At 75.4% G+C, this 22,456-nt stretch carries 22 protein-coding genes and 1 pseudogene; 14 read left to right on the top strand and 9 right to left on the bottom strand.

What is annotated here, in order from left to right:
* Positions 1-118 precede the first annotated feature (118 nt).
* The 4 genes from WJX68_RS24270 (at position 119) to WJX68_RS24255 (ending at position 3,579) form a co-directional block, all read left to right on the top strand.
* The gene (locus WJX68_RS24270) at positions 119-1,339 is read left to right on the top strand and encodes an MFS transporter (RefSeq protein ID WP_340295123.1); all 1,221 of its coding nucleotides are present in this window, start codon (positions 119-121) and stop codon (positions 1,337-1,339) included.
* A 203-nt stretch (positions 1,340-1,542) separates the two neighbouring features.
* Positions 1,543-1,938 (top strand): transglycosylase family protein, encoded by a 396-nt coding sequence (locus WJX68_RS24265; RefSeq protein ID WP_340295121.1) that lies wholly within the window; start codon positions 1,543-1,545, stop codon positions 1,936-1,938.
* A 17-nt stretch (positions 1,939-1,955) separates the two neighbouring features.
* Positions 1,956-2,384, top strand: coding sequence for a pyridoxamine 5'-phosphate oxidase family protein (locus tag WJX68_RS24260; protein ID WP_340295119.1), 429 nt, complete (start codon positions 1,956-1,958; stop codon positions 2,382-2,384).
* Positions 2,385-2,583: 199 nt separating this feature from the next.
* The gene (locus WJX68_RS24255) at positions 2,584-3,579 is read left to right on the top strand and encodes a hypothetical protein (protein WP_340295117.1); all 996 of its coding nucleotides are present in this window, start codon (positions 2,584-2,586) and stop codon (positions 3,577-3,579) included.
* 31 nt (positions 3,580-3,610) lie between these two features.
* Here the strand turns inward: WJX68_RS24255 and WJX68_RS24250 are convergent, their stop codons facing one another.
* Positions 3,611-4,906: an MFS transporter gene (locus WJX68_RS24250; protein ID WP_340295115.1), complete on the bottom strand. Its 1,296-nt coding sequence runs from the start codon at positions 4,904-4,906 to the stop codon at positions 3,611-3,613.
* A gap of 53 nt (positions 4,907-4,959) precedes the next feature.
* On the opposite strand from WJX68_RS24250, the gene WJX68_RS24245 reads away from it, so the two are divergent.
* Together WJX68_RS24245 and WJX68_RS24240 are read left to right on the top strand one after the other, a co-directional pair.
* Positions 4,960-5,490, top strand: a complete 531-nt coding sequence (locus tag WJX68_RS24245; RefSeq protein WP_340295113.1) for a GNAT family N-acetyltransferase — start codon at positions 4,960-4,962, stop codon at positions 5,488-5,490.
* Between the two features lie 139 nt (positions 5,491-5,629).
* Positions 5,630-7,009, top strand: a complete 1,380-nt coding sequence (locus WJX68_RS24240; RefSeq protein WP_340295111.1) for an amino acid permease — start codon at positions 5,630-5,632, stop codon at positions 7,007-7,009.
* Here WJX68_RS24240 and WJX68_RS24235 read toward each other — a convergent pair.
* The 3 genes from WJX68_RS24235 to WJX68_RS24225 all read right to left on the bottom strand — a co-directional run bounded on the left by WJX68_RS24235 (position 6,978) and on the right by WJX68_RS24225 (position 10,554).
* Positions 6,978-7,196: a hypervirulence associated TUDOR domain-containing protein gene (locus tag WJX68_RS24235; protein ID WP_340295109.1), complete on the bottom strand. Its 219-nt coding sequence runs from the start codon at positions 7,194-7,196 to the stop codon at positions 6,978-6,980. The two genes, WJX68_RS24240 and WJX68_RS24235, sit on opposite strands and share 32 nt — an antisense overlap.
* A gap of 50 nt (positions 7,197-7,246) precedes the next feature.
* Positions 7,247-9,232, bottom strand: coding sequence for a M13 family metallopeptidase (locus WJX68_RS24230; protein ID WP_340295107.1), 1,986 nt, complete (start codon positions 9,230-9,232; stop codon positions 7,247-7,249).
* Positions 9,233-9,387: 155 nt separating this feature from the next.
* Positions 9,388-10,554 (bottom strand): hypothetical protein, encoded by a 1,167-nt coding sequence (locus tag WJX68_RS24225; protein ID WP_340295105.1) that lies wholly within the window; start codon positions 10,552-10,554, stop codon positions 9,388-9,390.
* 117 nt (positions 10,555-10,671) lie between these two features.
* On the opposite strand from WJX68_RS24225, the gene WJX68_RS24220 reads away from it, so the two are divergent.
* From WJX68_RS24220 to WJX68_RS24190, 7 genes and pseudogenes are all read left to right on the top strand, one after another.
* A complete protein-coding gene (locus WJX68_RS24220) occupies positions 10,672-11,298 on the top strand; it encodes a hypothetical protein (protein ID WP_340295103.1) in 627 nt (208 codons plus the stop codon).
* Between the two features lie 62 nt (positions 11,299-11,360).
* A pseudogene (locus tag WJX68_RS24215) lies at positions 11,361-11,726 on the top strand (TauD/TfdA dioxygenase family protein); the annotation flags it as partial.
* Between the two features lie 220 nt (positions 11,727-11,946).
* The gene (locus tag WJX68_RS24210; RefSeq protein WP_340295101.1) at positions 11,947-12,612 is read left to right on the top strand and encodes an HAD family hydrolase; all 666 of its coding nucleotides are present in this window, start codon (positions 11,947-11,949) and stop codon (positions 12,610-12,612) included.
* Between the two features lie 112 nt (positions 12,613-12,724).
* Entirely contained in the window at positions 12,725-13,930 is a 1,206-nt protein-coding gene (locus tag WJX68_RS24205) for a sedoheptulose 7-phosphate cyclase (RefSeq protein WP_340295099.1), read from the top strand.
* Positions 13,927-14,712: an O-methyltransferase gene (locus tag WJX68_RS24200; protein WP_340295097.1), complete on the top strand. Its 786-nt coding sequence runs from the start codon at positions 13,927-13,929 to the stop codon at positions 14,710-14,712. Before WJX68_RS24205 ends, WJX68_RS24200 begins: the two co-directional genes overlap by 4 nt.
* A complete protein-coding gene (locus tag WJX68_RS24195) occupies positions 14,709-16,214 on the top strand; it encodes an ATP-grasp domain-containing protein (RefSeq protein WP_340295095.1) in 1,506 nt (501 codons plus the stop codon). The genes WJX68_RS24200 and WJX68_RS24195 overlap by 4 nt, the downstream gene beginning before the upstream one ends.
* A gap of 3 nt (positions 16,215-16,217) precedes the next feature.
* Positions 16,218-17,270, top strand: a complete 1,053-nt coding sequence (locus WJX68_RS24190; RefSeq protein WP_340295093.1) for a D-alanine--D-alanine ligase family protein — start codon at positions 16,218-16,220, stop codon at positions 17,268-17,270.
* On the opposite strand, the gene WJX68_RS24185 is transcribed toward WJX68_RS24190, so the two are convergent.
* Genes WJX68_RS24185 through WJX68_RS24165 form a run of 5 tightly spaced genes read right to left on the bottom strand, consistent with a single transcriptional unit; the run spans position 17,254 to position 21,901 of the window.
* Complete coding sequence (locus WJX68_RS24185; protein ID WP_340295091.1) at positions 17,254-17,793, bottom strand: VOC family protein; 540 nt, start codon at positions 17,791-17,793, stop codon at positions 17,254-17,256. The genes WJX68_RS24190 and WJX68_RS24185 overlap by 17 nt on opposite strands.
* Positions 17,794-17,832: 39 nt before the next feature.
* The gene (locus WJX68_RS24180; protein ID WP_340295089.1) at positions 17,833-18,600 is read right to left on the bottom strand and encodes a TauD/TfdA dioxygenase family protein; all 768 of its coding nucleotides are present in this window, start codon (positions 18,598-18,600) and stop codon (positions 17,833-17,835) included.
* Positions 18,601-18,640: 40 nt separating this feature from the next.
* Positions 18,641-19,123 carry a hypothetical protein gene (locus WJX68_RS24175; RefSeq protein ID WP_340295087.1) on the bottom strand — a complete coding sequence of 161 codons (483 nt, stop codon included), beginning with the start codon at positions 19,121-19,123 and terminating at the stop codon, positions 18,641-18,643.
* Positions 19,124-19,142: 19 nt separating this feature from the next.
* The gene (locus tag WJX68_RS24170; protein ID WP_340295085.1) at positions 19,143-20,663 is read right to left on the bottom strand and encodes an AbgT family transporter; all 1,521 of its coding nucleotides are present in this window, start codon (positions 20,661-20,663) and stop codon (positions 19,143-19,145) included.
* Positions 20,660-21,901 (bottom strand): threonine synthase, encoded by a 1,242-nt coding sequence (locus tag WJX68_RS24165; protein WP_340295083.1) that lies wholly within the window; start codon positions 21,899-21,901, stop codon positions 20,660-20,662. Before WJX68_RS24165 ends, WJX68_RS24170 begins: the two co-directional genes overlap by 4 nt.
* Before the next feature lie 92 nt (positions 21,902-21,993).
* Here WJX68_RS24165 and WJX68_RS24160 point away from each other — a divergent pair, with 92 nt between their 5' ends.
* On the top strand, positions 21,994-22,446 hold the full coding sequence (locus tag WJX68_RS24160) for a DoxX family protein (protein ID WP_340295081.1): 453 nt from the start codon (positions 21,994-21,996) through the stop codon (positions 22,444-22,446).
* The last annotated feature ends 10 nt before the right edge of the window (positions 22,447-22,456 follow it).

Here is a 22,456-nt window from a genome sequence, read left to right as displayed (position 1 = left end):
GTGGCTCTGGAAGCCCCGAGGGTTCCCCTCGGAGCGCGCCGCTGCCGGGGGCGGAGGGCATGCGGCGCGCGCCGGGGTAGTTGCCGATGCTCAGTAGCCGCCGAGCCGAGGAGCTCCCGTGCCCCGCCTGTCCCCGACGGTGGCGTTCGCCGCCGTGGCCGCGACGTTCGTCTGGTTCCTCGCCGCGAGCTCGGCGCCGTCGCCGCTCTACGTCGTCTACCAGGAGCGGTTCGCGTTCACCGAGTCCACGCTGACCGCGGTGTTCGCCGTCTACGTCCTCGCGCTGATCGGGGCGCTGCTGGTCGCCGGGTCGCTGTCGGACCACGTCGGTCGCCGGCCCGTCCTGCTCGGCGCGATCGCGCTGGAGATCGTGTCGCTGGTTCTGTTCCTCGCCGCCGACCGCGTCGGCTGGCTCGTCGCGGCCCGCGTCGTGCAGGGTGTCGCCACCGGCGCGGCGACGGCGACGCTGCCCGCGACCGTCGTCGACCTCGCCGTCCGCGGCGGGCGGCCCGCCCGCGCGGGCACCGTCAACGGCACCGCCCCGCTCGCCGGGCTGGCCCTCGGCGCGCTCGGGTGCGGCCTGCTCGTGGAGTACGCCCCGGCCCCGACACGGCTGGTGTGGGTGCTGCTGCTGGCCGGGCTCGTGCTGGCCGCCGTGCTCGTCGCGCTGATCCCCGAGACGATCGACCGCCGCCCCGGGGCGCTCGCGTCGCTGCGCCCGCGGGCCGGGGTGCCCGCCCGGATCCGCGCCGGCTTCCTCGCGATCGTGCCGATCCTGCTGGCGAGCTGGTCGCTCGGCGGGCTGTACCTGTCGCTGGGGCCCTCGGTCGTCGCCGAGGTCCTCGGGGTGCGCAGCCACCTGGTCGGCGGTCTGACCGTCGTCGCGCTGGTGGGGACGGGCGCGGTGACGGCGTTCGCGCTGCGCCGGCGTGTCCCGGCGCGCCTGCTCGTCCCGGCTGCGGCGCTGCTGGCGCTCGGCACCGTCGTGACCCTCGCCGGGGTGGCCGCCGGGCTGCTCGTGCTCGCCGCGGCGGGCACGCTGACCGCGGGGTTCGGGTTCGGCGCCGCGTCCTACGCCACGTTCGGGACGCTGTCCTCGCTCGCGGCCCCGCACGAGCGCGGCGAGGTGTTCGCCGCGACCTACACCCTTGCCTACCTGGCGTTCTCGGTCCCGGCGATGGTCGCCGGGGTCGCCGCGACCGCGGCCGGGCTGCGCCCGACGGCGCTGACCTACGGCGGGGTCGTCGCGGCCCTCGCCGTCGTCGCGGTCGTGCTGGGACACCTCGTGCGCCCCGCGTCGACCGGAGAACCGGTGCCCGCGGCGAGCTGCCGCGGCTGATCGGCGGACGGCGCGACGCCTCTGCGTTACTGCATTCGTCGGTGATCGACGGCAGGCGACCGCTCGTCGCGCACCCGTCGGTGAGCGCGTGTCACGGGTTGTGACCGAAGGTCTCGGCATGGTTACGGTGTCCGCCGCTCCGGGCCGCTCCCCGTTCACGCCGGCCCGGGCGAGGAACTGCTCCCCGAGGTAGGAGGACGACCATGGCAGGACGCCACCGCAAGCCCACCGAGACCGGCCGCATGGTCGCGCGCGTGAGCGCGCTCGCCGCGATGGCCGCCGCCCCGCTGGGCATCGCCGGGACCGCGTCGGCGGCCGAGTCGGCCTCGTCCGCGGCGCCGTCGGTCGAGCGCACCGCGACCTGGGAGAAGCTCGCGCACTGCGAGAGCACCGGCAACTGGGACGCCGACACCGGCAACGGCTTCAAGGGCGGCCTGCAGTTCACGCCGTCGACCTGGAAGGAGTTCGGCGGCCGCCAGTACGCGCCGAGCGCCGAGCAGGCCACCAAGGCCCAGCAGATCGAGATCGCGAAGAAGGTCCAGGAGGAGCAGGGCTGGAAGGCCTGGCCCGCCTGCACCGAGAAGCTCGGCTGGCGCTGAGGCGCCACACTGGCGGCATGGATCTGGACGCGGTACGGCGGATCGTCGCCGAGGACTCCGGGCTGTGCACCGTCGCCGTCGTGCGGGCCGACGGCCGCCCGCACACCTCGCTGGTGAACGCCGGCGTCCTCGACCATCCCGTCACCGGTGCGCCGGTGGCCGCCTACGTCACCTACGGCCCCGTCAAGCTGCGGGCGTCGCGTGCGCGACCCGCGACGTCGCTGCTCTGGCGGGCCGGGTGGCGCTGGGCGGCCGTCGAGGGCGACGCCGAGATCATCGGCCCGGACGACCCGCGCGACGGCGTCGACGTGCCCCGGCTGCTGCGCGAGGTGTTCACCGCCTGCGGCGGCACCCACGACGACTGGGACGCCTACGACCGCACGATGGCCGAGCAGCGGCGGGCGGCGGTGTTGGTCGCGCCGGTGCGGGTGCTGGGCAACGCCTGAGCGGCGCGGCCGCTCCAAACGCTCGACGACGACGTCGCCGGGAGACCGTCGCCACCCGGGCGGTGCCGGCGTGGCCCGTGTCCCGCGGTGACCCGGCCCGGGGCGGGCGCGGTCACCGGTGCCGGGGACCCGGCCGGGCGGAACCGGCCCGCGGCGGGCGTCGTCCAAGCCGCATGACCCGCACCCGGACGGCCGCGCCGTGACCACCTACGCCCACGACCCGGCCGCGTCGACCCTCCTCGCCTGCTGGCCGACCGGCGACGGCGCCGTCGCCGCGCGGGTGGCCCGCGTCCCGCGCGGCCTCGACCCCGTGCGGGCCCGCCGGGCCGCGAAGGCCCTGACCACGCTGTCGGCGCACCTGTGGGCCGCCTACGCCGAGCGGGCCGTGCACGAGATCGGCGCGCTGCAGCTGCCCGAGGCCGTGCGCCACCCGAACCAGCCGGTCGGCGACCTGCTGCGCGTGATGGAGGACGGCTGCGCCGAGACCGCGCACCTGCTCGGCCGGATCGTGGCCGACGCGCCGGGGCGGGCGTTCCGCGAGGCCGTCGTCGCCGAGGTCCGCACCGAGATCGGCGCCGTCCTCGACGCCGACGACGGCGTCCTGCGCGGACGCTGCGCCCAGGCCGTGGCCCACCTCCGCCGCGACGCCCCCGCCGAGCAGGTGCGGCTCGCCCACTCCCTGCTCCACGACGACCCGCTCGGACCGCCCGCGATCGTGACCGACGTGGAGCCCGCGGCCGCCGCCGTCGCGCTGCTGGGGTGGCTGCGCGCCTCGGCCACGGTGGTGTCGGCCCGCGTCGGGCACGCGGTACCCGACGTCGTCGCGCTGGCCGAGGCGATCGGGCACGAGGACCTGCCGGTGGTGCGCCACGCGCTGTGCGGGCCCGGCGGCGTCGCCGACGACGAGCTCGTCACCGACCTGCTCGAGGAGGCGGCCCTGGCCCGGCTCGGCTGGTTCGTGCTCTGCCCGCAGCGCTCCGGACCCGCCGCGGGACCGGAGGGGCACCGCGCGTTCTCGACCGTCCTGGACCCGCTGGACCCGGCGTCCTGCCTGCTCGACGGCCTGGTCCGCGGCCTGCACGGCTGCTTCCGGGTGTGGCTCGACGACGTCGCGGGCGGGAGCGGGCTCCCGGCCGCGGCGCTGCGCGAGCGCTACGCCGAGCAGGTCCGCCGCGAGATCCGGGCGGGCCGGTGAGCGGCGCCGGTCGTCGCGACCACCGGCGGCGTCAGCCGTCGACCCGGCGGCCCGTCAGCGCCTGGACCAGGGTCCCCGCGACGGGCAGCACCAGCAGCAGCGCCAGGGCCGTCGCCTGCCCGAGGACCGGGGCGAACCCGCCGATCACCGCGGCCCCGATCCCGGCCCCGGTGAGGAAGCACAGGGTCGCCACCCCGATCGCGCCGCTGCGCCGCGCCGGGGCGACCGCGGTGCCGACGGCGGCGATCATCGCGGGCTGCCCGGTCCCGAACGCCAGCGTCACCAGCGCCGGTGCCAGGCCGAGCACCCACGGCAGGTGCGCGGCCACCCCGGCGACGGCCACGCCGAGCCCGGCGACGGTCGTCGCGCAGGCGAGGGTCAGCGTGCGTCGCGGCCCGATCCGGGCCTGCAGGTACGCCGACGCGGCCGGGCACGCCAGCGCCACCAGCGCCGAGGGCACCAGCACCAGCCCGGTGGCGAGCGGGCCCCACCCGCGCTCGGCCAGCGTGAGCGGGATGCCCAGCAGCAGTGCGAACCAGCTCGCAGGGATCGCCGAGGCGCACAGCGAGCTGCGCACCACGGTCGGGTCCAGGACCACGGCGCGCGGCAGGAACCCGTCGGGCCGGGCCCGCACCCACAGCGCCGTCGCGGGCACACCGGCGGCGAGCAGTACGCCACCGGCGACCGCGGCGGCGGTGCCCGCGCTGGGCGACTGCACGAGCAGGACCAGGCCGGACACCGCCGTCGCGACGATCACCGCGCCGGCCAGGTCGACGCGGGCGCCGTCGCCGGGGACCTGCGCGCGCCGCCACAGGTACGGCACCGCGAGCAGCGCGAGTGCGGGCAGCGCGACGGCCGCGCGCCAGCCGCCGACGGTGGTGAGCGCCCCGCCGACGAGCGGGCCGAGGGCCGACAGCATCGCCGAGGTCCCGGCGAGCCTGCCCAGCGCGCCGCCCCGGCGTTCCGGCGGGGTGCGCGCGCTCAGCAGGGCCGCGGCCAGCACCGGGACGGCCGCGGCGCCGAGCCCCTGCGCGACCCGCGCGACCATGAGCAGCCCGAACGACGGCGCGCACGCCGCGCCCAGCGCACCGAGCCCGAGCAGGCTCACCCCCGCGCACAGCGGGGCGCGGATGCCGACGGCGTCGGCGAGGCGCCCGTGCACCGGCGTCGCGACGGCCAGCGCGACGGCGTAGCCGCTGACCATCCACGTCGCGTGCGCGGTGCCGACGCCGAGCCCCTCGGCGAGGTGCGGCAGCGCGACCGTCACCCCCGACGTCGACGTGCCCGCCAGTCCGAAGAGCAGTCCGAGCACGACCGAGAGCAGCACACCGCGATCCTCACCCGCCCGGGCCGCGGGCGCACCGTGATTCGCTGTGCGACGTGACCGACCGAGCCGTGATCCGACCCGCCACCGCCGAGGACGCCGACGCCTGCGCCCGCATCTACGCGCCCTGGGTCCGCGACACCGCGGTCACCTTCGAGGCCGAGCCGCCCGGCCCGGTGGAGATGGCCGAGCGGATCGCGGCCGCGCAGCAGCGCCACGCCTGGCTGGTCGCGACCGCCCCGGACGGGGAGGTCCTAGGCTACGCCTACGGCGGCCCGTGGAAGTCCCGCGCGGCCTACGCCTGGACCTGCGAGGTCAGCGTCTACCTCGACGGCGCCGCCCACGGCCGCGGGCTGGGCCGCGCGCTCTACGACGCGCTGTTCGCCGAGCTCGCCGCGCGGGGGATGGTCGTCGCCGTCGCCGGGGCGACCGAGCCGAACCCGGCGAGCGCCGCGCTGCACCGCGCCGCCGGGTTCACCGAGGTCGGGACCTTCCGCGGGGTCGGCTGGAAGCACGGGGCGTGGCGCGACGTCACCTGGTACCGCCGGGCGCTCGCCGACGCTGCCCCGGACGGCCCCCGGGCCTGACGCCGTCCGCCCCCGGGGCACGTGCGAGGATCGGCGCCCGTTGCGCCCCGCACCGCCGCGGCCCACCGGCCCGCGACCGGCGGTGGCGCGCCCCGCCCGCGATCCGGGCCGGGGGAGCGGTACACCTGCGGGGAGCACGATGGACGGCCTGCGCCGTGATCTCGACGGACGCCAGATCGGCATGATCGCGGTGGGCGGTGCGATCGGGACGGGCCTGTTCCTCGGCTCCGGTCTCGCCATCTCCATCGCCGGGCCCGCGGTGGTGGTGGCCTACGTGGTCGCCGCCGTCGTCGCGCTGGTGCTGGCCTACGCGCTGGCCGAGATGGTCGTCCGCCACCCCGAGGCCGGCGGGTTCGGCCCCATCACCCAGCGCTACCTCGGGCACGGCGCCGGGTTCGTGCAGCGCTGGATGTACTGGGCCGCACAGGTCGTCAACATCGGCAGCGAGGTCGTCGCGGCCGGGCTCTACCTGCAGTTCTGGTACCCCGACCTGCCGCTCTGGATCCCGGTGGTCGGCTTCTCGGTGGTCATGCTCGCGGTGAACGCGGGCGCGGTGCGCTTCTTCGGCGAGACCGAGTACTGGTTCGCGATGATCAAGGTCGTGACGATCGTCGCGTTCATCGTGGTCGGGGTGTGCGCGATCGTGTTCGGGCTGCCCGGGCAGGAGCCGGCCGGGTTCGGCGCGCTGACCGCGCACGGCGGCTTCGCCCCGAACGGGCTCGGCGCGATCTGGCTGGCCCTGACCGTGGTGACGTTCTCCTTCCTCGGCACCGAGGCGGTCGCGGTGACCGCCGCCGAGTCCGCCGACCCGGTCCGCGACATCCCGCGGGCGGCCCGCCGGACCGTCGTGCGCCTGGCGATGTTCTACGTCGGTGCGATGCTGGTGGTCGTCACCCTGCTGCCGTGGAACAGCGTGACCACCGGCGACGACGTCACCGCCTCGCCCTTCGTGCGCCTGTTCGACCTGGCCGGGGTGCCGGCCGCGGCGGCCGTCATGAACTTCGTGGTGCTCACCGCGGCGCTGTCGGCGATGAACACCAACCTCTACGTCACCGCGCGCATGACCTACTCGCTGGCCCGCGACGGCTACGCGCCGCGCGCGCTGGCCCGCACCAGCCGGCACGGTGCCCCGCAGCGGGCGCTCGCGCTGTCCGCGGCCGGCCTGGCGCTCGCGTCGCTGGTGTCGGTGTTCGCCGAGGCCACCGCGTTCCCGCTGCTGGTCGGGCTCGCGCTGTTCGGCGCGCTCGTGACCTGGCTGCTGATCTTCGCGAGCCACCTGGTGTTCCGCAGGCGGACCGCGCACGAGCCCGGCCCGGTACGGCTGTGGGGCGCGCCGTACACGACCCTCGGGGCGATGCTGTTCGTCGCGGCCGTGCTGGCGACGACGCCGTTCACCGCGCAGTTCGCGACGGCGGCGCAGGCGGGCGTGCCCTTCCTCGCCGTGCTCGTCGTGGCCTACCTGGTGGTCCGGCGCCGTCGCCGGCGGCTCACGCCTTCTTCAGCTCCGAGTGGAGCTTGAGGACCGTCTGCCCGTCCTCCTGCTCCAGGACGTAGGCCGGGTTGTCGTCGGTCCCGTTGCGGGAGTGCGTCGTCCCGTCGATCGTCTTCTCGATCCGGTCGGTGGAGTGGTCCACGACCTTGCCGGTCGGGGTCCCGTTGCCCCAGTTCCACGCGACCCACGTGCCCTTGGCGAACTTCTGCGTCATGGGGACGGATACCCCTGCGCCGGGCGGTCAACCCGGCGCAGGGGCGGGGTTCACCAGATCCGGACGCGCTTGTCCGGGTCGGTGTAGAGCCCGTCGTCCTCGGTCACCCCGAACGCCTCGTGGAAGGTGTCCAGGTTCGTGACGACCGCGTTGCAGCGCAGGTCCGGCGGCGAGTGCGGGTCGGTGGTGAGCCGCCGGATCGCCTCCGCCTCGCGGGTCACCGCCCGCCACACCTGCGCCCAGCCGAACAGCACCCGCTGCTCGCCGGTCAGGTCGTCGATCACCGGCGGCTCGCCGCCCTCGTGCGCGATGGCGTAGGCCTTGAGCGCGATCGTGAGGCCGCCGAGGTCGCCGATGTTCTCCCCGACGGTCAGCGACCCGTTCACCGTGTGCCCGGGCAGCCCGGCGGGGGACAGGCCGTCGTACTGGTCGATGAGCATCTGGGCCCGGGACTCGAACTCGGTCCGGTCGGCGCTCTCCCACCAGTCGGTGAGGTTGCCGTCGCCGTCGTAGCGCGAGCCCTGGTCGTCGAAGCCGTGGCCGATCTCGTGGCCGATCACGGCCCCGATCCCGCCGTAGTTGGCGGCGTCGTCGGCGTCGGCGTCGAAGAACGGCGGCTGCAGGATCGCGGCCGGGAACACGATCTCGTTGAGCCGCGGGTGGTAGTAGGCGTTGACCGTCTGCGGGGTCATCAGCCACTCGGCGTGGTCGACGGGGCCGCCGAGCTTGGCGTACTCGAAGTCGTGGCGCCACTCGGCGGCGCGGCCGGCGTCGCCGAGCAGGTCGGCCGGATCGATCTGCAGGTCGGAGTAGTCCTTCCACGCCTCCGGGTAGCCGACCTTCGGGGTGAACTTGCCGAGCTTGTCCAGCGCCCGCTCGCGCGTCGCGGGGCTCATCCAGTCCAGCGTCGAGATCGAGCGGCGGTAGGCCTCGACGATGTTGTCGACCAGCTCGGTGATCCGCGCCTTCGCGTGCGGCGGGAAGTGCCGCTCGACGTAGATCCGGGCGACGGCCTCGCCGAGCGCGCCCTCGACCAGCGACACCCCGCGCTTCCAGCGCTCCCGCAGCTCCGGGGTGCCGGACAGGGTGCGGCCGAAGAAGTCGAAGTCCTCCTCGACCAGCTCCGCGGTCAGGTACTCCGCGCAGGACCCGGCGACGGCGAGCGCCAGCCAGGCCTGCCACTGCTCCAGCGGGCGCGCGGCCCACAGCTCGCCGGCGGCGGTGACGAAGCTCGGCTGCCGGACGATCACCTCGTCGTAGGCGTGCGCGGGCACCCCGAGGGCGGTCTCCCACTCGGCCCAGTCGAACCCGGGCGCGCTCTCGCGCAGCTGCTCGCGGGTCATGAGGGTGTAGGTCTTCTCCGCGTCGCGGTTGGTGACGCGGTCCCACGAGGCCTCGGCGAGCGCGGTCTCCAGGTCCAGGACCTGCTCGGCGACGCGGGCCGGCTCGGCGAGCCCGACCAGCTCGGCGAGGCGCTGCAGGTGCTCGGCGTACTTCCTGCGGATCTCCGGGTCACCCTCGGAGCCGTAGTAGGACTCGTCGGGCAGCCCGAGCCCGGCCTGGTTGAGGTTGACCAGGTAGCGGGAGGAGTCCTTGAGGTCGGTCGCGATGAACTCCCCGAACAGCGCGGCCCGGCCCTCGCGCTGGCGCCGGCCGAGCACCGCGGCGAGCGCGGCGCGGTCGCCCGCGGCGTGGATCTCGTCGAGCAGCGGGCGCAGCGGGGCCAGGCCGAGCTGCTCGACCCGCTCGACGTCCATGAACGCGCGGTACAGGTCGCCGATCTTGCGGGCCTCCGTGCCGGGCTCCGGCGACGACGACGCGCACTCCTCCACGATCGCGCGGACCTGCTCCTCCGCGCGGTCGCGCAGCACGCGGAACGCCCCGTCCTGCGAGCGGTCGTCGGGGATCTCGTGGGTCGCCAGCCACCGGCCGTTGACGTGGGCGAACAGGTCGTCCTGCGGACGGACCCCCGGGTCGACCCACCTGAGGTCGAGACCGGAGGGGCGCGCGGTCGGTGCGGACTCGGTGGTGGTCATGGGGCCATCCTGCCTGTCGGGGCCGACGGTTTCGAGGAACGACCGCCGACACGGCGGGCCACCCGGTCCGTGTGCCGTGGGGGAGTGCTGTCCGGCGCTTACCCCGTGAGCGGGTCCGCAACCGTCCTGTCCGGATCCCGGCACGCGGCCCGTGCTCAGACGGGACGGATCAGGCGCGCCGTCCCGTCCGGGCGGGAGTCCATCGTGATGGTGTCGGCCCGTACCGACGTGGGGAGCGACGCCTGGGGCGCCAGCGCTGCGGCCAGATGCGCGAAGAGGGCCTGCGTCCGTGCGTTGTCGGCGGCCTCGTCGCTGGCGAACGCCGGCAGGAACCGGCCGGAGAACGTGCTGGCCATCAGCGGTGTCGCCGCCAGCCGGGTGAACAGCGTCCGCATCCGGCGCACCTCGTCGGCGCGCGCGGCGAGATCGGCGTCGACCGCGGCGCGGAACGCGGAGAGGGGTGCACCGGGGTTCCGCAGCTGCGCCTCGGTCGCGGTGAGGACGGTGCGGCGGCTGTCGAGCGCGATCGCCCGGTAGGCCGTGTGCACGGCCAGGCCGAAGCCCTCCCAGCCCAGGGCGCCGACGTTGCCCAGCTTCTCCCGCAGCTCCGAGCCCGACGTCGTCGCGGCGCACTCCCCGACCACGTGCTCCCAGCCGTCGAGCAGCGCCACGGAGCGGTTCCGGATGACCTGCAGGTCCCGCATCGCCGCCCCGAGCCCCACACTCTCGGGGATGGTGGCGCCGTCGAGCAGCGCGGCGTGCGCGGTCTCGATCGTCTGCTCGGCGGTCCGCAGCTCCGCCTCGTCGTCGAGCTCGAGTCGCGCGGTGAGTCGCTCCACGCCCGAGGCGATCTCGCCGAGTGTGCGGGCCTGCTCGTCGCCCCCGAGCATCTCCGATGCGACCGTGAGGGCGAGAAGACCGACGCCGACCGGCCCCATCGCGCCCATCACGGCCTTCGGGCCCATCGGCAGGAGCCGGACCTGGCCCGTGATGGTGCCCGTCGCGTTGGTCGCGACACCGCGGTAGCCGCCGCCGACGGCCCTCACCAGGGAGTCGGTGCTCCCGCCCGGCATCTGCAGGACGAACCGCTGACCGGTTGCGCTCACCGCCTGGGTCGTGGCGGCCGCCGCCGACGACAGCCCCTGCGCGAGGGCGCTGGTGGCCCGCAGCGGCTTGCGCCAGTCGGTGCCCGTCCCCGGGCTCGGCGCGGAGTGAAGGATCGCGCCCTCACCCCGTGCGAGGAGTTCCCACGGATCGGTGGTCGCGGAGTCCCCCAGCGGGAGGACGACCGCGGTCTGCTCGGGCTGCCCGTCGCTGCTCATACCGGATCAACGCGCTCGGCGGTGCCAGGCAACGCCTGTTCCCGAGCGGTGCGCGCGAAAGGGGGCGCCGGTGCCCGCCCGAGGCGCCCGGGTAGAACCGTCCCCGATGACCGACATGTGGGACGAGCTGTTCGCACCCCCGGACCCGCCGACGTCCTCGGGGACCTGACCGAGGTCGCCGAGGACGTCTTCGACCTCTGCCACACCGGCTCCGAGCAGGCCTGGGCCGCGTGGACGTGGTCGGTGCTGACCCGGGCGGGCCTCACCGCCGCCGGCACCGAGTACGAGCGCGGCGAGCTGGTGCTGCGGCTGCTGGCGCTGAACATGTTCCACCGCGAGTTCTGCGCGCGGGCGCTGGACCTGGGCGAGCCCGGGCACTGGGACGTCGACCCCGACCGCGTCCTCGGCGACCACCCGCGGCTGCACCCGGTGCTGCTCGGGGTGATCGCCGAGCGGCGCAGCCTCGACCTCGCCGACTCCGCCGGAGCGGGTGACCCGGACTTCGACGTGTCGGTCGCCGCCACCGCCCTGGACGCGCTGGTGCGCTCGGAGTACCGGCGCGTCGTGCCGCTGCTCGCGACGGCGGTCGGCCCGGCCGACCTCGCGGCGTCGGTGTGGGCGTCGACCCTCGACGGGGTCCGGTTCCCGTTGCCCGACAGCGACGTGCGCGACGTCACGGCCGGGATGACGCCCGCCGGGCGGGCCGCCGCGGAGTGGGTCCGGGCCGGCGCCCGGCGGGGTTGACCGGACAGGTCACCGCGCAGTGGACACCCCGTTGTCCACGACCGGAGGGCCGACGCACCATGCACGACATGGTGCCCGGCTTCGCGCGCTTCCTGGACCCCGACCGGCTCGCCCGCGTGCAGGACCTGTTCCCGCCGGTCGTGCACCCCGTCGTCCGCACCCACCCCGAGACGGGGCGCCGCACGCTCTACGGCAACGCGTCGTTCACCACCGGGATCGCGGGCCTGCCGCCCGCGGAGTCCGACGCGCTGCTGCGCCACCTGTTCGCCCAGGCCCACGTGCCCGAGTTCCAGGTCCGCCACCGCTGGTCGGAGGGCACGCTCGCGTTCTGGGACAACCGCGCCACCCAGCACTACGCCGTCGCCGACTACGACCCGCACCCGCGCGTCGCCGAGCGCGTGGCGATCGCGGGGGACCGGCCCTTCTGAGCGCGGCCGCCCGAGTTCGAGTTGCCGAACCCGGGGGCCCCTCGATACTGGACGGGGAGGCGGTCGAGGAAGCGGCCGCCCTCCGCGAACCGGTCGGTCCGGCGCGTCACGCGCAGCGGGATCGGCGATCTCGACGAGCGTCCGCGCCCGCGCACGACCGTCCCGCAGCCCCTGGCCGGGACGGCGGTCGCGCGTGCCCCGACCGCGAAGGAGCACTGCCGTGCCCGCGATCCTCTTCGGCTCCATCAGCACCCTCGCCGACACCTCCGAGCTGCAGCGCGAGGCGTTCAACACCGCCTTCGAGAAGCACGGGCTGGACTGGCACTGGGACCGTGACGACTACCTGGCGATGCTCGGCTCCAACGGCGGCGCGGACCGCATCGCCGAGCACGCCGCGTCGACCGGTGAGACGGTCGACGCCGCGGCCGTGCACGCCACCAAGTCCGAGGTGTTCCGCGAGCGGCTGCGCGCCGACGGTGTGCGCCCGCGCCCCGGCGTCGTGGAGACGATCAGGGCCGCGCACGGGCGCGGGGTCACCGTCGGCCTGGTGACCACGACCTCGCGCGACAACGTCGACGCGGTCATCGACGCGCTCGGCCCGGACCTCGGCCGCACCGACTTCGCGCTGCTCATCGACCGCGCGATCGTCGCGCGGCCCAAGCCCGACCCGGCCGCGTACACGCACGCGGTCGCCGCGCTGGGCGAGAGCACCGACACCGTCGTGGCCATCGAGGACAACGTCGGCGGGGTCGCCTCCGCCTCCGCCGCCGGTGTCCCCGTCGTCGCGTTCCCGAACGCCAACACCGCGGGCCACGACTTCTCCGCCGCCACCGAGCGCGTCGAGGCCCTCGACGACGGCGCGCTGCTCGCCCGCGTCACCCGCTGAGCCCACCCCACCCGCACGGGCCCGGGTCCGGTCGCCACGACCGGGCCCGGCGCGAGCGTGCCCACGAGTCCCATGCCCCGCCCCGGATCGACCTGATCGGAGACCAGAGGACATGAGCAATCCCCAGGCCCTGCTGACCACGAGCGACACCGGCTTCCGGGTCGAGAGCTGGGAACGGATCGAGTTCACGCTGTCCTACGTCGACGGTGCCTTCGCGCCGGAGAACGGCCGGGTCGCGGACCTGTACCGCGAGCGGGGGCGCTGCCTGATGGTCGTCGACGAGACCGTCCACGAGCTCTACGGCGACCGGATCCGCGCCTACTTCGACCACCACGGCATCGCACTGACGACGGTCCCGCTGACGATCGCCGAGACGGCGAAGAGCCTGCGGACGCTGGAGCGGATCGTCGACGCGTTCGCCGGGTTCGGGCTCAACCGGACCGAGCCGCCGCTGGTCGTCGGCGGCGGGCTGACCACCGACGTCGCCGGGTTCGCGTGCGCGTCCTACAAGCGCGGCACGCCCTACGTCCGCATCCCGACCACGCTGATCGGTCTCATCGACGCCAGCGTCGCGATGAAGGTCGCGGTCAACCACGGCCGGCACAAGAACCGGCTCGGTGCCTTCCACCCCTCGCACGACGTGCTGCTGGACTTCTCGTTCCTGGCGACGCTGCCCGAGGCGCAGGTCCGCAACGGCGTCGCCGAGATGATCAAGATCGCGACGGTGGCGAACGCGGGGCTGTTCGACCTGCTGGAGAAGTACGGCGAGGACCTGCTGGCCACCGGGTTCGGCCACCGCGACGGCACCCCCGAGCTCCGCGAGATCTCGCACCGCGCGACCTACGACGCCGTCCACACCATGCTCGAGCTGGAGCACCGCAACCTGCACGAGCTCGACCTCGACCGGGTCATCGCGTTCGGCCACACCTGGAGCCCGACGCTGGAGCTGGCACCGGAGACCCCGATGCTGCACGGGCACGCGATCAGCGTCGACATGGCGTTCTCCGCGACCTTCGCCGAGCGCCGCGGCTACATCACCACCGGCGAGCGCGACCGCATCCACCGGCTGTTCAGCGGGCTCGGGCTCACCGTCGACAGCCCGTACCTGACCCCGCAGCTGCTCGCCGAGGCCACCGAGTCGATCACCCAGACCCGCGCCGGGCAGCTGCGTGCCGCCGTCCCGAGTCCCATCGGCACCTGCCACTTCGTCAACGACGCCACGCCCGCGGAGCTGGCCGAGGCCCTGGCCGCGCACAAGGACGTCGTCGCCGGCCTGCCGACGGCGTCCGGCGGGGTGGACATGTGGTCGCGCACGTGACCGGGGCACCCGTCCGGCCCGCCCGCCCGGTCACCCCGACGACGATCCTCGCCGAGCTGCTCGACGACCTGGCCCGCCGCGCGGCGATGGCGAGCCCCGGGTGGCTCGCCGACCTGCACCGCGCCCGCGACCTCGCCGCCGGGCTCGACCCCTACCTCGACGCGCACACCTCACCGGCCTCGGCGGCGCTCGTCGAGCTGGAACGGCGGACCCGGGCCGCGCCGTGGACCGGGACGCTGGAGCAGGAGATGCTGTCCGGGCACGTCGAGGGCCGGTTCCTCGCGTTCCTGGTCGGCATGACGGGGGCGCGCCGGGTGCTGGAGGTCGGCATGTTCACCGGCTACTCCGCGCTGGCGATGGCCGAGGCCCTGCCCGGCGACGGCGAGCTCGTCGCCTGCGAGGTCGACGCCGACGTGGCCGCGTTCGCCCGGGACTGCTTCGCCGGGTCGCCGGCGGGGCGGCGGATCCGGGTCGAGGTCGGCCCGGCCGCGGACACCCTGGCGCGGCTGCGCGGGCAGCGCTTCGACCTGGTGTTCGTCGACGCCGACAAGGCCGGGTACGCGGGCTACCTCGACACCCTGCTCGACGGCGACCTGCTCGCCCCGGGCGCGGTCGTCTGCGTGGACAACACGCTGATGCAGGGGCAGCCGTGGACCGGCGGGCGCACCCCGAACGGGGACGCGATCGCCGCGTTCAACCGGCGGGTGACCGACGACCCCCGCGTGGAGCAGGTGCTCGTGCCGCTGCGCGACGGGCTGACGCTGATCCGCCGGGTCGCATGAGCCGCACCACCGCACCGAGGGGCCGGGCCCGTTCGGGCCCGGCCCCGGCGGGGCGGCACCGGACACCGCCGGCCGGGGCCGGCGCGGCGCGGCGGACGGCCGGGCTGCTGGCCGGCGGCGTCGTCGCGCTCGTCGCGGCCGGCCTGGCGGGGCGTGCCCTGGGCCGCGGCCCCGACGGCGGGCCGCCCGGCGGGGCCACCACCCGTGCCCGCACCGCGGGCGCGCTCGCGCTGCTCACCGCCGCGCTGCCCGCCGACCTCGCGCTCACCGGGGCCGCCGCGCTCGCCGGGCTGGCCCGGCGACGCCCGCCGGCCCGGCCCGCCCGCCGGCTCACGGTGCTCCTGTCCGGCGGGAAGATGACCAAGGCGCTGGCGCTGGCCCGGGCGTTCCACCGGGCCGGGCACCGGGTCGTGCTCGTCGAGCAGGCCCGCTACCGGCTCAGCGGGCACCGGTTCTCCCGCGCGGTGGACGCGTTCCACGTGGTGCCGGCGCCGGACGCGCCCGGCTACGCCGAGGCGCTCGCCGAGGTCGCCCGCCGCGAGGGCGCCGACGTCTACGTGCCGGTGTGCAGCCCCGTCGCGAGCTGGTACGACGCCGACGCCCGGCGCCTGCTCGAACCGTCCTGCTCGGTCGTGCACCCCGACGCCGACGTCGTCGCGATGCTCGACGACAAGCACCGCTTCACCGCGACCGCCGCCGGGTTCGGCCTGCCCGTGCCGGCCGCGCGCCGGATCAGCGACCCGCAGCAGGTGATCGACCACGACTTCGCCGCCACCCCCGGGCGCACCTGGATCCTCAAGTCGCTGGCCTACGACCCGGTACGCCGCCGCGACCTCACCCCGCTGCCGCGCCCGACGCCGCGGGAGACGGCGGAGTTCGTGCGGTCCCTGCCGATCAGCGCCGACAACCCGTGGATCCTGCAGGAGTTCGTGGCGGGCACCGAGTACTGCACGCACGCCACCGTCCGCGACGGCCGGGTGCGGCTGTACTGCTGCTGCCCGTCGTCGAGCTTCCAGCTCAACTACGAGATGGTCGACCATCCCGTCATCGAGGACTGGGTGCGCCGGTTCTGCGGCGAGCTCGGGGTGACCGGGCAGCTGTCGTTCGACTTCATCGAGGAACCCGGCGGCCGCGTCGTCGCGATCGAGTGCAACCCGCGCACGCACTCGGCGATCACCCTGTTCTACGACCACCCGGGCCTGGCCGCGTCGTACCTGGAGGCCGGGCCGGACACGGTGCTGCCGACGGCGGCGAGCCGGCCCACCTACTGGCTGCACCACGAGCTGGGGCTGCTGCTGGCCGACCCGCGGTCGTGGCGCGAGCGGCTGCGGATCGTGACGCGCGGCAAGGAGGCGCTGCTCGACGTCGACGACCCGCTGCCGTTCCTGCTGGTCCCGCACCTGCAGATCGCCTCGCTGCTGTGGCGGAGCCTGCTGCGCGGGACGCCCTGGGTGACGATCGACGTGAACATCGGCAAGCTCGTCGAGCCGGCGGGGGACTGAACCGTGCTGCGTGTCCTGCACCTCGTCGGCTCCGGCGTGGACGACTTCTTCGGCGACCTGTCCCGGCTCTACGCCGCGGACTGCCTGCAGGCGACCGCCGACCCGGCGCGCTACGAGTTCGTGATCGCCCACGTCACGCCCGAGGGGTGGCGCTTCCCGGCCGCGCTGGACCGCGCCTCGCTCGCCGCGGCGCCGCTGCTGTCACCGGCCGCGGCCGTCGCCCGGATCGAGCGGCTCGGCGTCGACGTGATGGTGCCGCAGATGTTCTGCCGCCCGGGGATGACGCACTACCGGGCGCTGTTCGACCTGCTCGCGATCCCCTACGTCGGCAACACCCCGGACGTCATGGCGCTCGGGGCGGACAAGGCGCGCGCCCGCGCCGTCGTCGCCGCCGACGGCGTGGCCGTCCCGGCGGGGGAGACCCTGCGATCCGGGGGTACGCCGACGGTGGCCCCGCCCGCGGTCGTCAAGCCGGTCGACACCGACAACTCGGTCGGCGTCACGCTCGTGCGCGAGCCCGGCGGCTTCGAGGTGGCGCTGGAGGACGCGTTCGCCCACGGCGACCGGGCCCTGGTCGAGGAGTTCGTCCCGCTGGGGCGCGAGGTGCGCTGCGCGGTGGTCGAGCGCGACGGCGGGCTCGTCGGGCTCCCGCTGGAGGAGTACCGGATGGACGCCGTCGACAAGCCGGTCCGGCTCGCCGACGACAAGCTCGCCCGCACCGGCGACGGGGACCTGCGCCTGGTCGCGAAGGACGCCCGGTCCTGGATCGTGGACCCCGCCGACCCGGTGACCGGGCCGGTGCAGCAGGCGGCGCGGGCCGCGTTCACGGCGCTCGGGTGCCGCGACTACGGCCTGTTCGACTTCCGGGTCGACCCGGACGGCCGCCCGTGGTTCCTCGAGGCCGGGCTGTACTGCTCCTACGCGCGGACCTCGGTGATCGTCACGATGGCCGGCGCCGCCGGGATCGCGCTGCCGGAGCTGTTCGCCGGCGCCGTGGCAGGGGCCCACGGACGGCGCGGCCGGGGTCCGGCGGGGCCGCTCACCCCGGGGGCGTGAGTGCCCGCAGCGCCCCGTCCACGGTCCGCTTCACGTAGCCGGCCGGCGCCGACGGGTCCGGCCGCCACTGCGGGACCTCGTCCGGGTGCTCCGCGGGCGCCGTGCTCTGCTCGCCGTACTCGAACAGCCACCAGAGGTTGTGCCAGGGGTCCCGGAGCCGGGCGAGGCGCTGGTCGCCGTGGAACGGCGTCGGCTCGGTGACCACCTCCGCGCCCCGCTCCACCGCGCGCAGGACCGGCTCGTCCAGACCGGGCACGTACACCTGCAGCAGCGCCGGCGTGAACGCCCAGCCCGGCTTCGAGTCGCACAGCATGATCGTCGACGTCCCCACCCTGACCTCGGCGTGGATCAGCAGGCCGTCGGCGTCCGGCGTGCGTGCCGACCGCGTCTCCCGCCCCGCGAACACCGCGGTCAGGAAGTCGACGAACGCGGGTGCGCCACCCGGCCCGGTCACGGCGACGAAGGGGTTGACGGTGCCGTAGCCGGGCGGCAGGGCCGTCGCACCGAGGACGAGATCGCTCATGCCGTGCAGCATGCACCCGGACGCGGACGGATCCGGTCCTCAGACGTGCGTGCGGACCATCCCGCGGTGCATCACCCGGTCACCGACGACCCCGGAGTGGTCCGCCCGGTGCAGGACGCAGGCGTTGTCCCAGATCACGACGTCCCCCGGCGCCCAGCGGTGGTCCAGCACGTTGTCCGGGCGCGTGGAGTGCCCGAGCAGCTCGCGCACCGTGGCCGCCGACTCCGCGGCGTCCATCCCGCTGACCTCGGCGCAGCGTGCCGCGGTCGACAGGTACAGCGCCGTGCGCCCGGTGCGCGGGTGCGGCCGGAACACCGGGTGCCAGGCCTCGGTCTCCGCGCCCGCCTCGCCGGGGGGCAGGCCGGTGACGACGTGGCGGATGCTGCGCCCGTCGAGCCGGGCGCGCAGCGGCTCCGGCAGCGTCTCGTAGGCGCGGTACTGGTTGGAGAACTGCGTCGCGCCGCCCCGCTCGGGCACGGTGACCGCGCGCAGCGCGGTGTAGGCGGGCGGGGCGGCGACGTAGCTGGTGTCGACGTGGAACGCGCTGCGCGGCGGGGTCGTGCGCCCGACGTTGGAGACGACGTTGAGGTCCGGGTGGGTGCCGAGCGGGGTCTCCCCGGCGGTGAAGGCGGGCGGGCCGAACGCGCGCAGGAACGCGAGGAACGCGTCGTCGTCCACCGCGTCCTGGCCGGGCAGGACCAGCACGCCGTGCTCGGCCAGCAGTGCGCCGAGCGCGGCGGGGTCGGTTCCGGACAGGGCCACCCCGGTGACGCGCGCGCCGACCGGGTCCAGTACCTCGACGTCCATCGTCCGAGTGTGCGGTCCGCGCGCGGAACGTGCGCGGCGGTCAGGACGCGCGGCGGCGGCCCCGGCGGCGGCGCGGTCGCGCCTCGGGCTCGTCCTCCATCGGCGCGGCGATCGCCAGCCGCCCGACCTGCTCGTTGAGCACCTTCAGATGGACCCGGACGTCGTCGTGCGTCGGGTCCAGCACGGCCTGCTCGGCGATCTCCGCGGCCTGGTCCACCGACTGCTTCAGCGACGCCTTCGCCTTGTTCAGCCGGGCCGCGATCCGCCGCGCCGGGGGCTCGGTGATGCGGAACCGGGCGGGCTCGATGGAGTCGCCGACCGCGGCGAGGCGCTGCACGGCCTCCAGCTCGGAGTCCAGCCGCTTGCCGATCTCGGTCAGCCACGTCCGCACCTGCATCGCGGTGATCACCGTGGTGATCCGGTGGAAGCGGTGCACCTGCTCGGTGCACTCGGCCACGTAGGTCCGCCAGTACCGCGACAGCGGGGCGGGCGTCGGCTCGGAGGCGGGTCGCAGGAGTGCCACCCGCGCAGGCTACCGGCCCTCAGGGGGCGAGCCGGATCGTCGTCCCCGGCCCGAGCGGCACCCCGAGCAGGTAGAAGCCGCAGAGGATCACCACCCACACCACGAACACCGGCAGCACGAACTGCGCCATCCGGGAGAACACCATGCCCAGGGTGAACGAGCGGTCGTAACGCCGGCAGGTCAGCTGCAGCACGTACAGGTACGGGTTGAGCGGCGAGACCGGGTTGGTGATCGCGTCGCCGATCCGGTAGGTCCCCTGGACGACCGCCGGGTGCAGCCCCAGCCCGACGAACACCGGCACCAGCACCGGGGCGAGCACCGTCCACAGCGACGCCCCGGAGAAGATCACCATCGCCAGCACCGAGCACAGGACCAGCGCGAGCAGCAGCGCGCCCAGCCCGGTCAGCCCGACCGCCCGCAGTCCCGCGGACCCCTCGACGGCCAGCCACGTGCCGACCCGGCTCCAGGTGAACATCGCGATGAACTGACCCGCGGAGAACGCGATGACGACGAAGCCCAGCATCCCGCGCAGCGACTCGGCCATCATCTCCGGCACGTCCGCGGCGCGGGTCACGACACCGGCGGCGACGCCGTAGGACAGCCCGGTGACCAGGAAGGACAGGAACAGCAGCGGGACGATGCCGTCCAGGAACGGCGAGTCGACGAGGCCGTCGGGGCCCTGCAACGGGCCGCCCGGCACCAGCCACGCCGCGAGCGCGCAGGCCAGCCACACCGCCAGCGCGAGACCGGCGACGCGCAGCGCGCGCCGCTGCCGGGGCGTCACCGTCGTGTCGGGGTCGGGCTCCGCGCCGGGCTCGGGGTCCACCGGGCCGAGGCCCGGCTCGACGCGGTGCACCAGGATCCAGCCGAGCACCGCCGGGAGCACCAGCGACGACACCAGCTGCATCCAGTAGTTCATGAGCACGCCGACGCCGATGTCCGGCGGCGTCCCGGGCGGCAGCACCGACTCGGTGAGCGCGGAGAGGTTCGCGTCGAGCGCCCCCACGATCACCCCCGAGCCGTAGCCGACGGCGGTCGCGGCGAACGCGCCGAGCGCGCCGGCGACCGGGTGGCGTCCGACCGAGGCGAACGCGAGCGCCGCGAGCGGCGGGAGGATCACCATCGCCGCGTCGCCCATGAAGTGGCCCTGCACGCACAGGTAGACCACCGCGTAGGGCATGAGACGGCGCGGCACCCGGGCCAGCGCGACGTTCACCAGCGCCCGCAGCAGTCCCGTCCGCTCGCAGACCCCGACGCCGAGCAGCATCGTCAGCACCACGCCCAGCGGCGGGAACCCGATGAAGTTGTCGACCATCGTGGTGAGCAGCTGCTGCAGCCCCGCCACCGACAGGATGTTGCGGACGGGCTGGGCCTGCGGCGCCCCCGGCAGCTGCGCGGTCGCCCCGTTCAGCGCGAGCACCGCCGAGCCGGCGCCGAGCAGGAGCAGCAGGATCCAGAACAGGTAGAACGGGTGCGGGACCCGGTTGCCGACCCGCTCGATCGTGCGGATCACCGGGCCGGGCCGCGCCGGGGCCGTCACGGGATGCGTCCGTCGCGGGCCAGCACCGGCGGGTCGGCCTCGACGGTGTCGGGGTAGATCAGCCCGGTCCCGGTGTTGAGGACGACGACCTCCTCGGAGCCGTCGAGCCAGCCCGACTCGCGCAGCCGCCCGGCCGCGGCGACGCAGGCGGCGCCCTCCGGGCAGATCCAGGTGCCCTCGTCGCGGGCCAGCGCGTGCTCGGCCGCGAGCAGCTCGGCGTCGGAGACGGCGACGGCGGTGCCCCCGGTGTCGTACACGGCGTCGAGGACCAGGAAGTCCCCGAGCGCCTTCGGTACGGTGATCCCGAACGCGACCGTGCGCGGGTCCGCCGGGGCGGTGGACTCGCGCAGCCCGGCGTCGAACGCGTCGACGATCGGCGCGCACCCGGTGGCCTGCACCGCGACCAGGCGCGGCAGCGGACCGGTGATCCAGCCCAGCTCCTGCATCTCGCGCAGCGCCTTGTGGATCGCGATGATCCCGACGCCGCCGCCGGTGGGGTAGAGGATGACGTCCGGGCAGCGCCAGCCCAGCTGCTCGACGATCTCGTAGCCCATCGTCTTCTTGCCCTCGATGCGGTACGGCTCGCGCAGCGTCGAGGTGTCCTGGTAGCCCTGCCCGGCGGCGTTGCGGCGGGCGACGGCGTCGGCGACCAGCCGGCCCGCGTCGCCGATGAGGCCGTCGACCAGGTAGAGCTCGGCCCCGGACACCACGCACTCGCGGCGGGTGATCTCCGGGGCGTCCACCGGCATCGCGATCAGCGCACCCAGCCCGGCGCGCGCGGCGTAGCAGGCCCAGGCGGCGCCGGCGTTGCCGTTGGTGGGCATCGCGATCGCCCGCACGCCCAGCTCGGCGGCGCGCGACACCCCGACCGCGGCGCCGCGGGCCTTGAACGCACCCGTCGGGACCAGCCCCTCGTCCTTCATCAGCAGGCCGGGCAGGCCCAGCCGGGCGCCGGCGCGGGGCAGCGGCAGCAGCGGGGTCATGCCCTCGCCCATCGTCACCACGTGCGCGGGGTCCCGCACCGGCAGCACCTCGTGGTAGCGCCAGAGGTCCGGCGGGCGGGCCGCGATGTCGGCGGGGGTGACCAGCTCGCGGGCGCGGGCGAGGTCGTAGCGGGCGAGCAGCGGGGCGCCCTCGGGCGAGGTGCCGGCGACGACGTCGGCGTCCTGGCGGACCCCGGTCCGCGAGCACTCGAGGTGGGACAGCGTCGAGTACGGCGTCGAGTAGGGAGCGTGCACGTCCCCAGAGGAACCCGCGCCGTGACGCGGTGCAACTCCGGGCCCTGCTAGCCTCGGATTGTCAGTGAACGCTCAACTGTTGAGAGGTACCGATGCGTCCGCTCCCCGCGCCCGTCTCCGACGCCGCGCTCCTGCTGGTCCGCCTGCTGCTCGGCGTCGTCCTGGTCGCCCACGGGGTCCAGAAGCTCGGGAAGGGCGTCGACGGCGTCGCCACCGGCTTCGCGGGCATGGGCATCCCGTTCCCGACCGTGTCGGCGCTGTTCGTGATGCTCGTCGAGCTCGGCGGCGGCGTGCTGCTGCTCCTCGGCGCGGTGACGACGGTGGCCGGGCTCGCCGTCGTCGTCGCGATGGCGGGGGCGTTCCTGTTCGCCCACGCCGGGCTCAGCCCGTTCGTCGACGCCGGCGGCTGGGAGCTGGTCGGGGTGATCGCCGCCGGCGGCCTCGCGCTCGCCGCGGCCGGGCCGGGCCGCTTCTCGGTCGACGCGCTCCTGGGCGCGCGCCGCGCCCCCGCGCGGCACACGGCCGGCGCCGGCGTCCGCGAGTAGGACCGCCGTC

This window comes from Pseudonocardia spirodelae, assembly GCF_037727765.1.
Classification (GTDB): Bacteria; Actinomycetota; Actinomycetes; order Mycobacteriales; family Pseudonocardiaceae; genus Pseudonocardia; species Pseudonocardia spirodelae.
The sequence above is the reverse complement of the archived record's forward strand: the minus strand, read 5'-3'. Positions and strand labels throughout refer to the sequence as shown.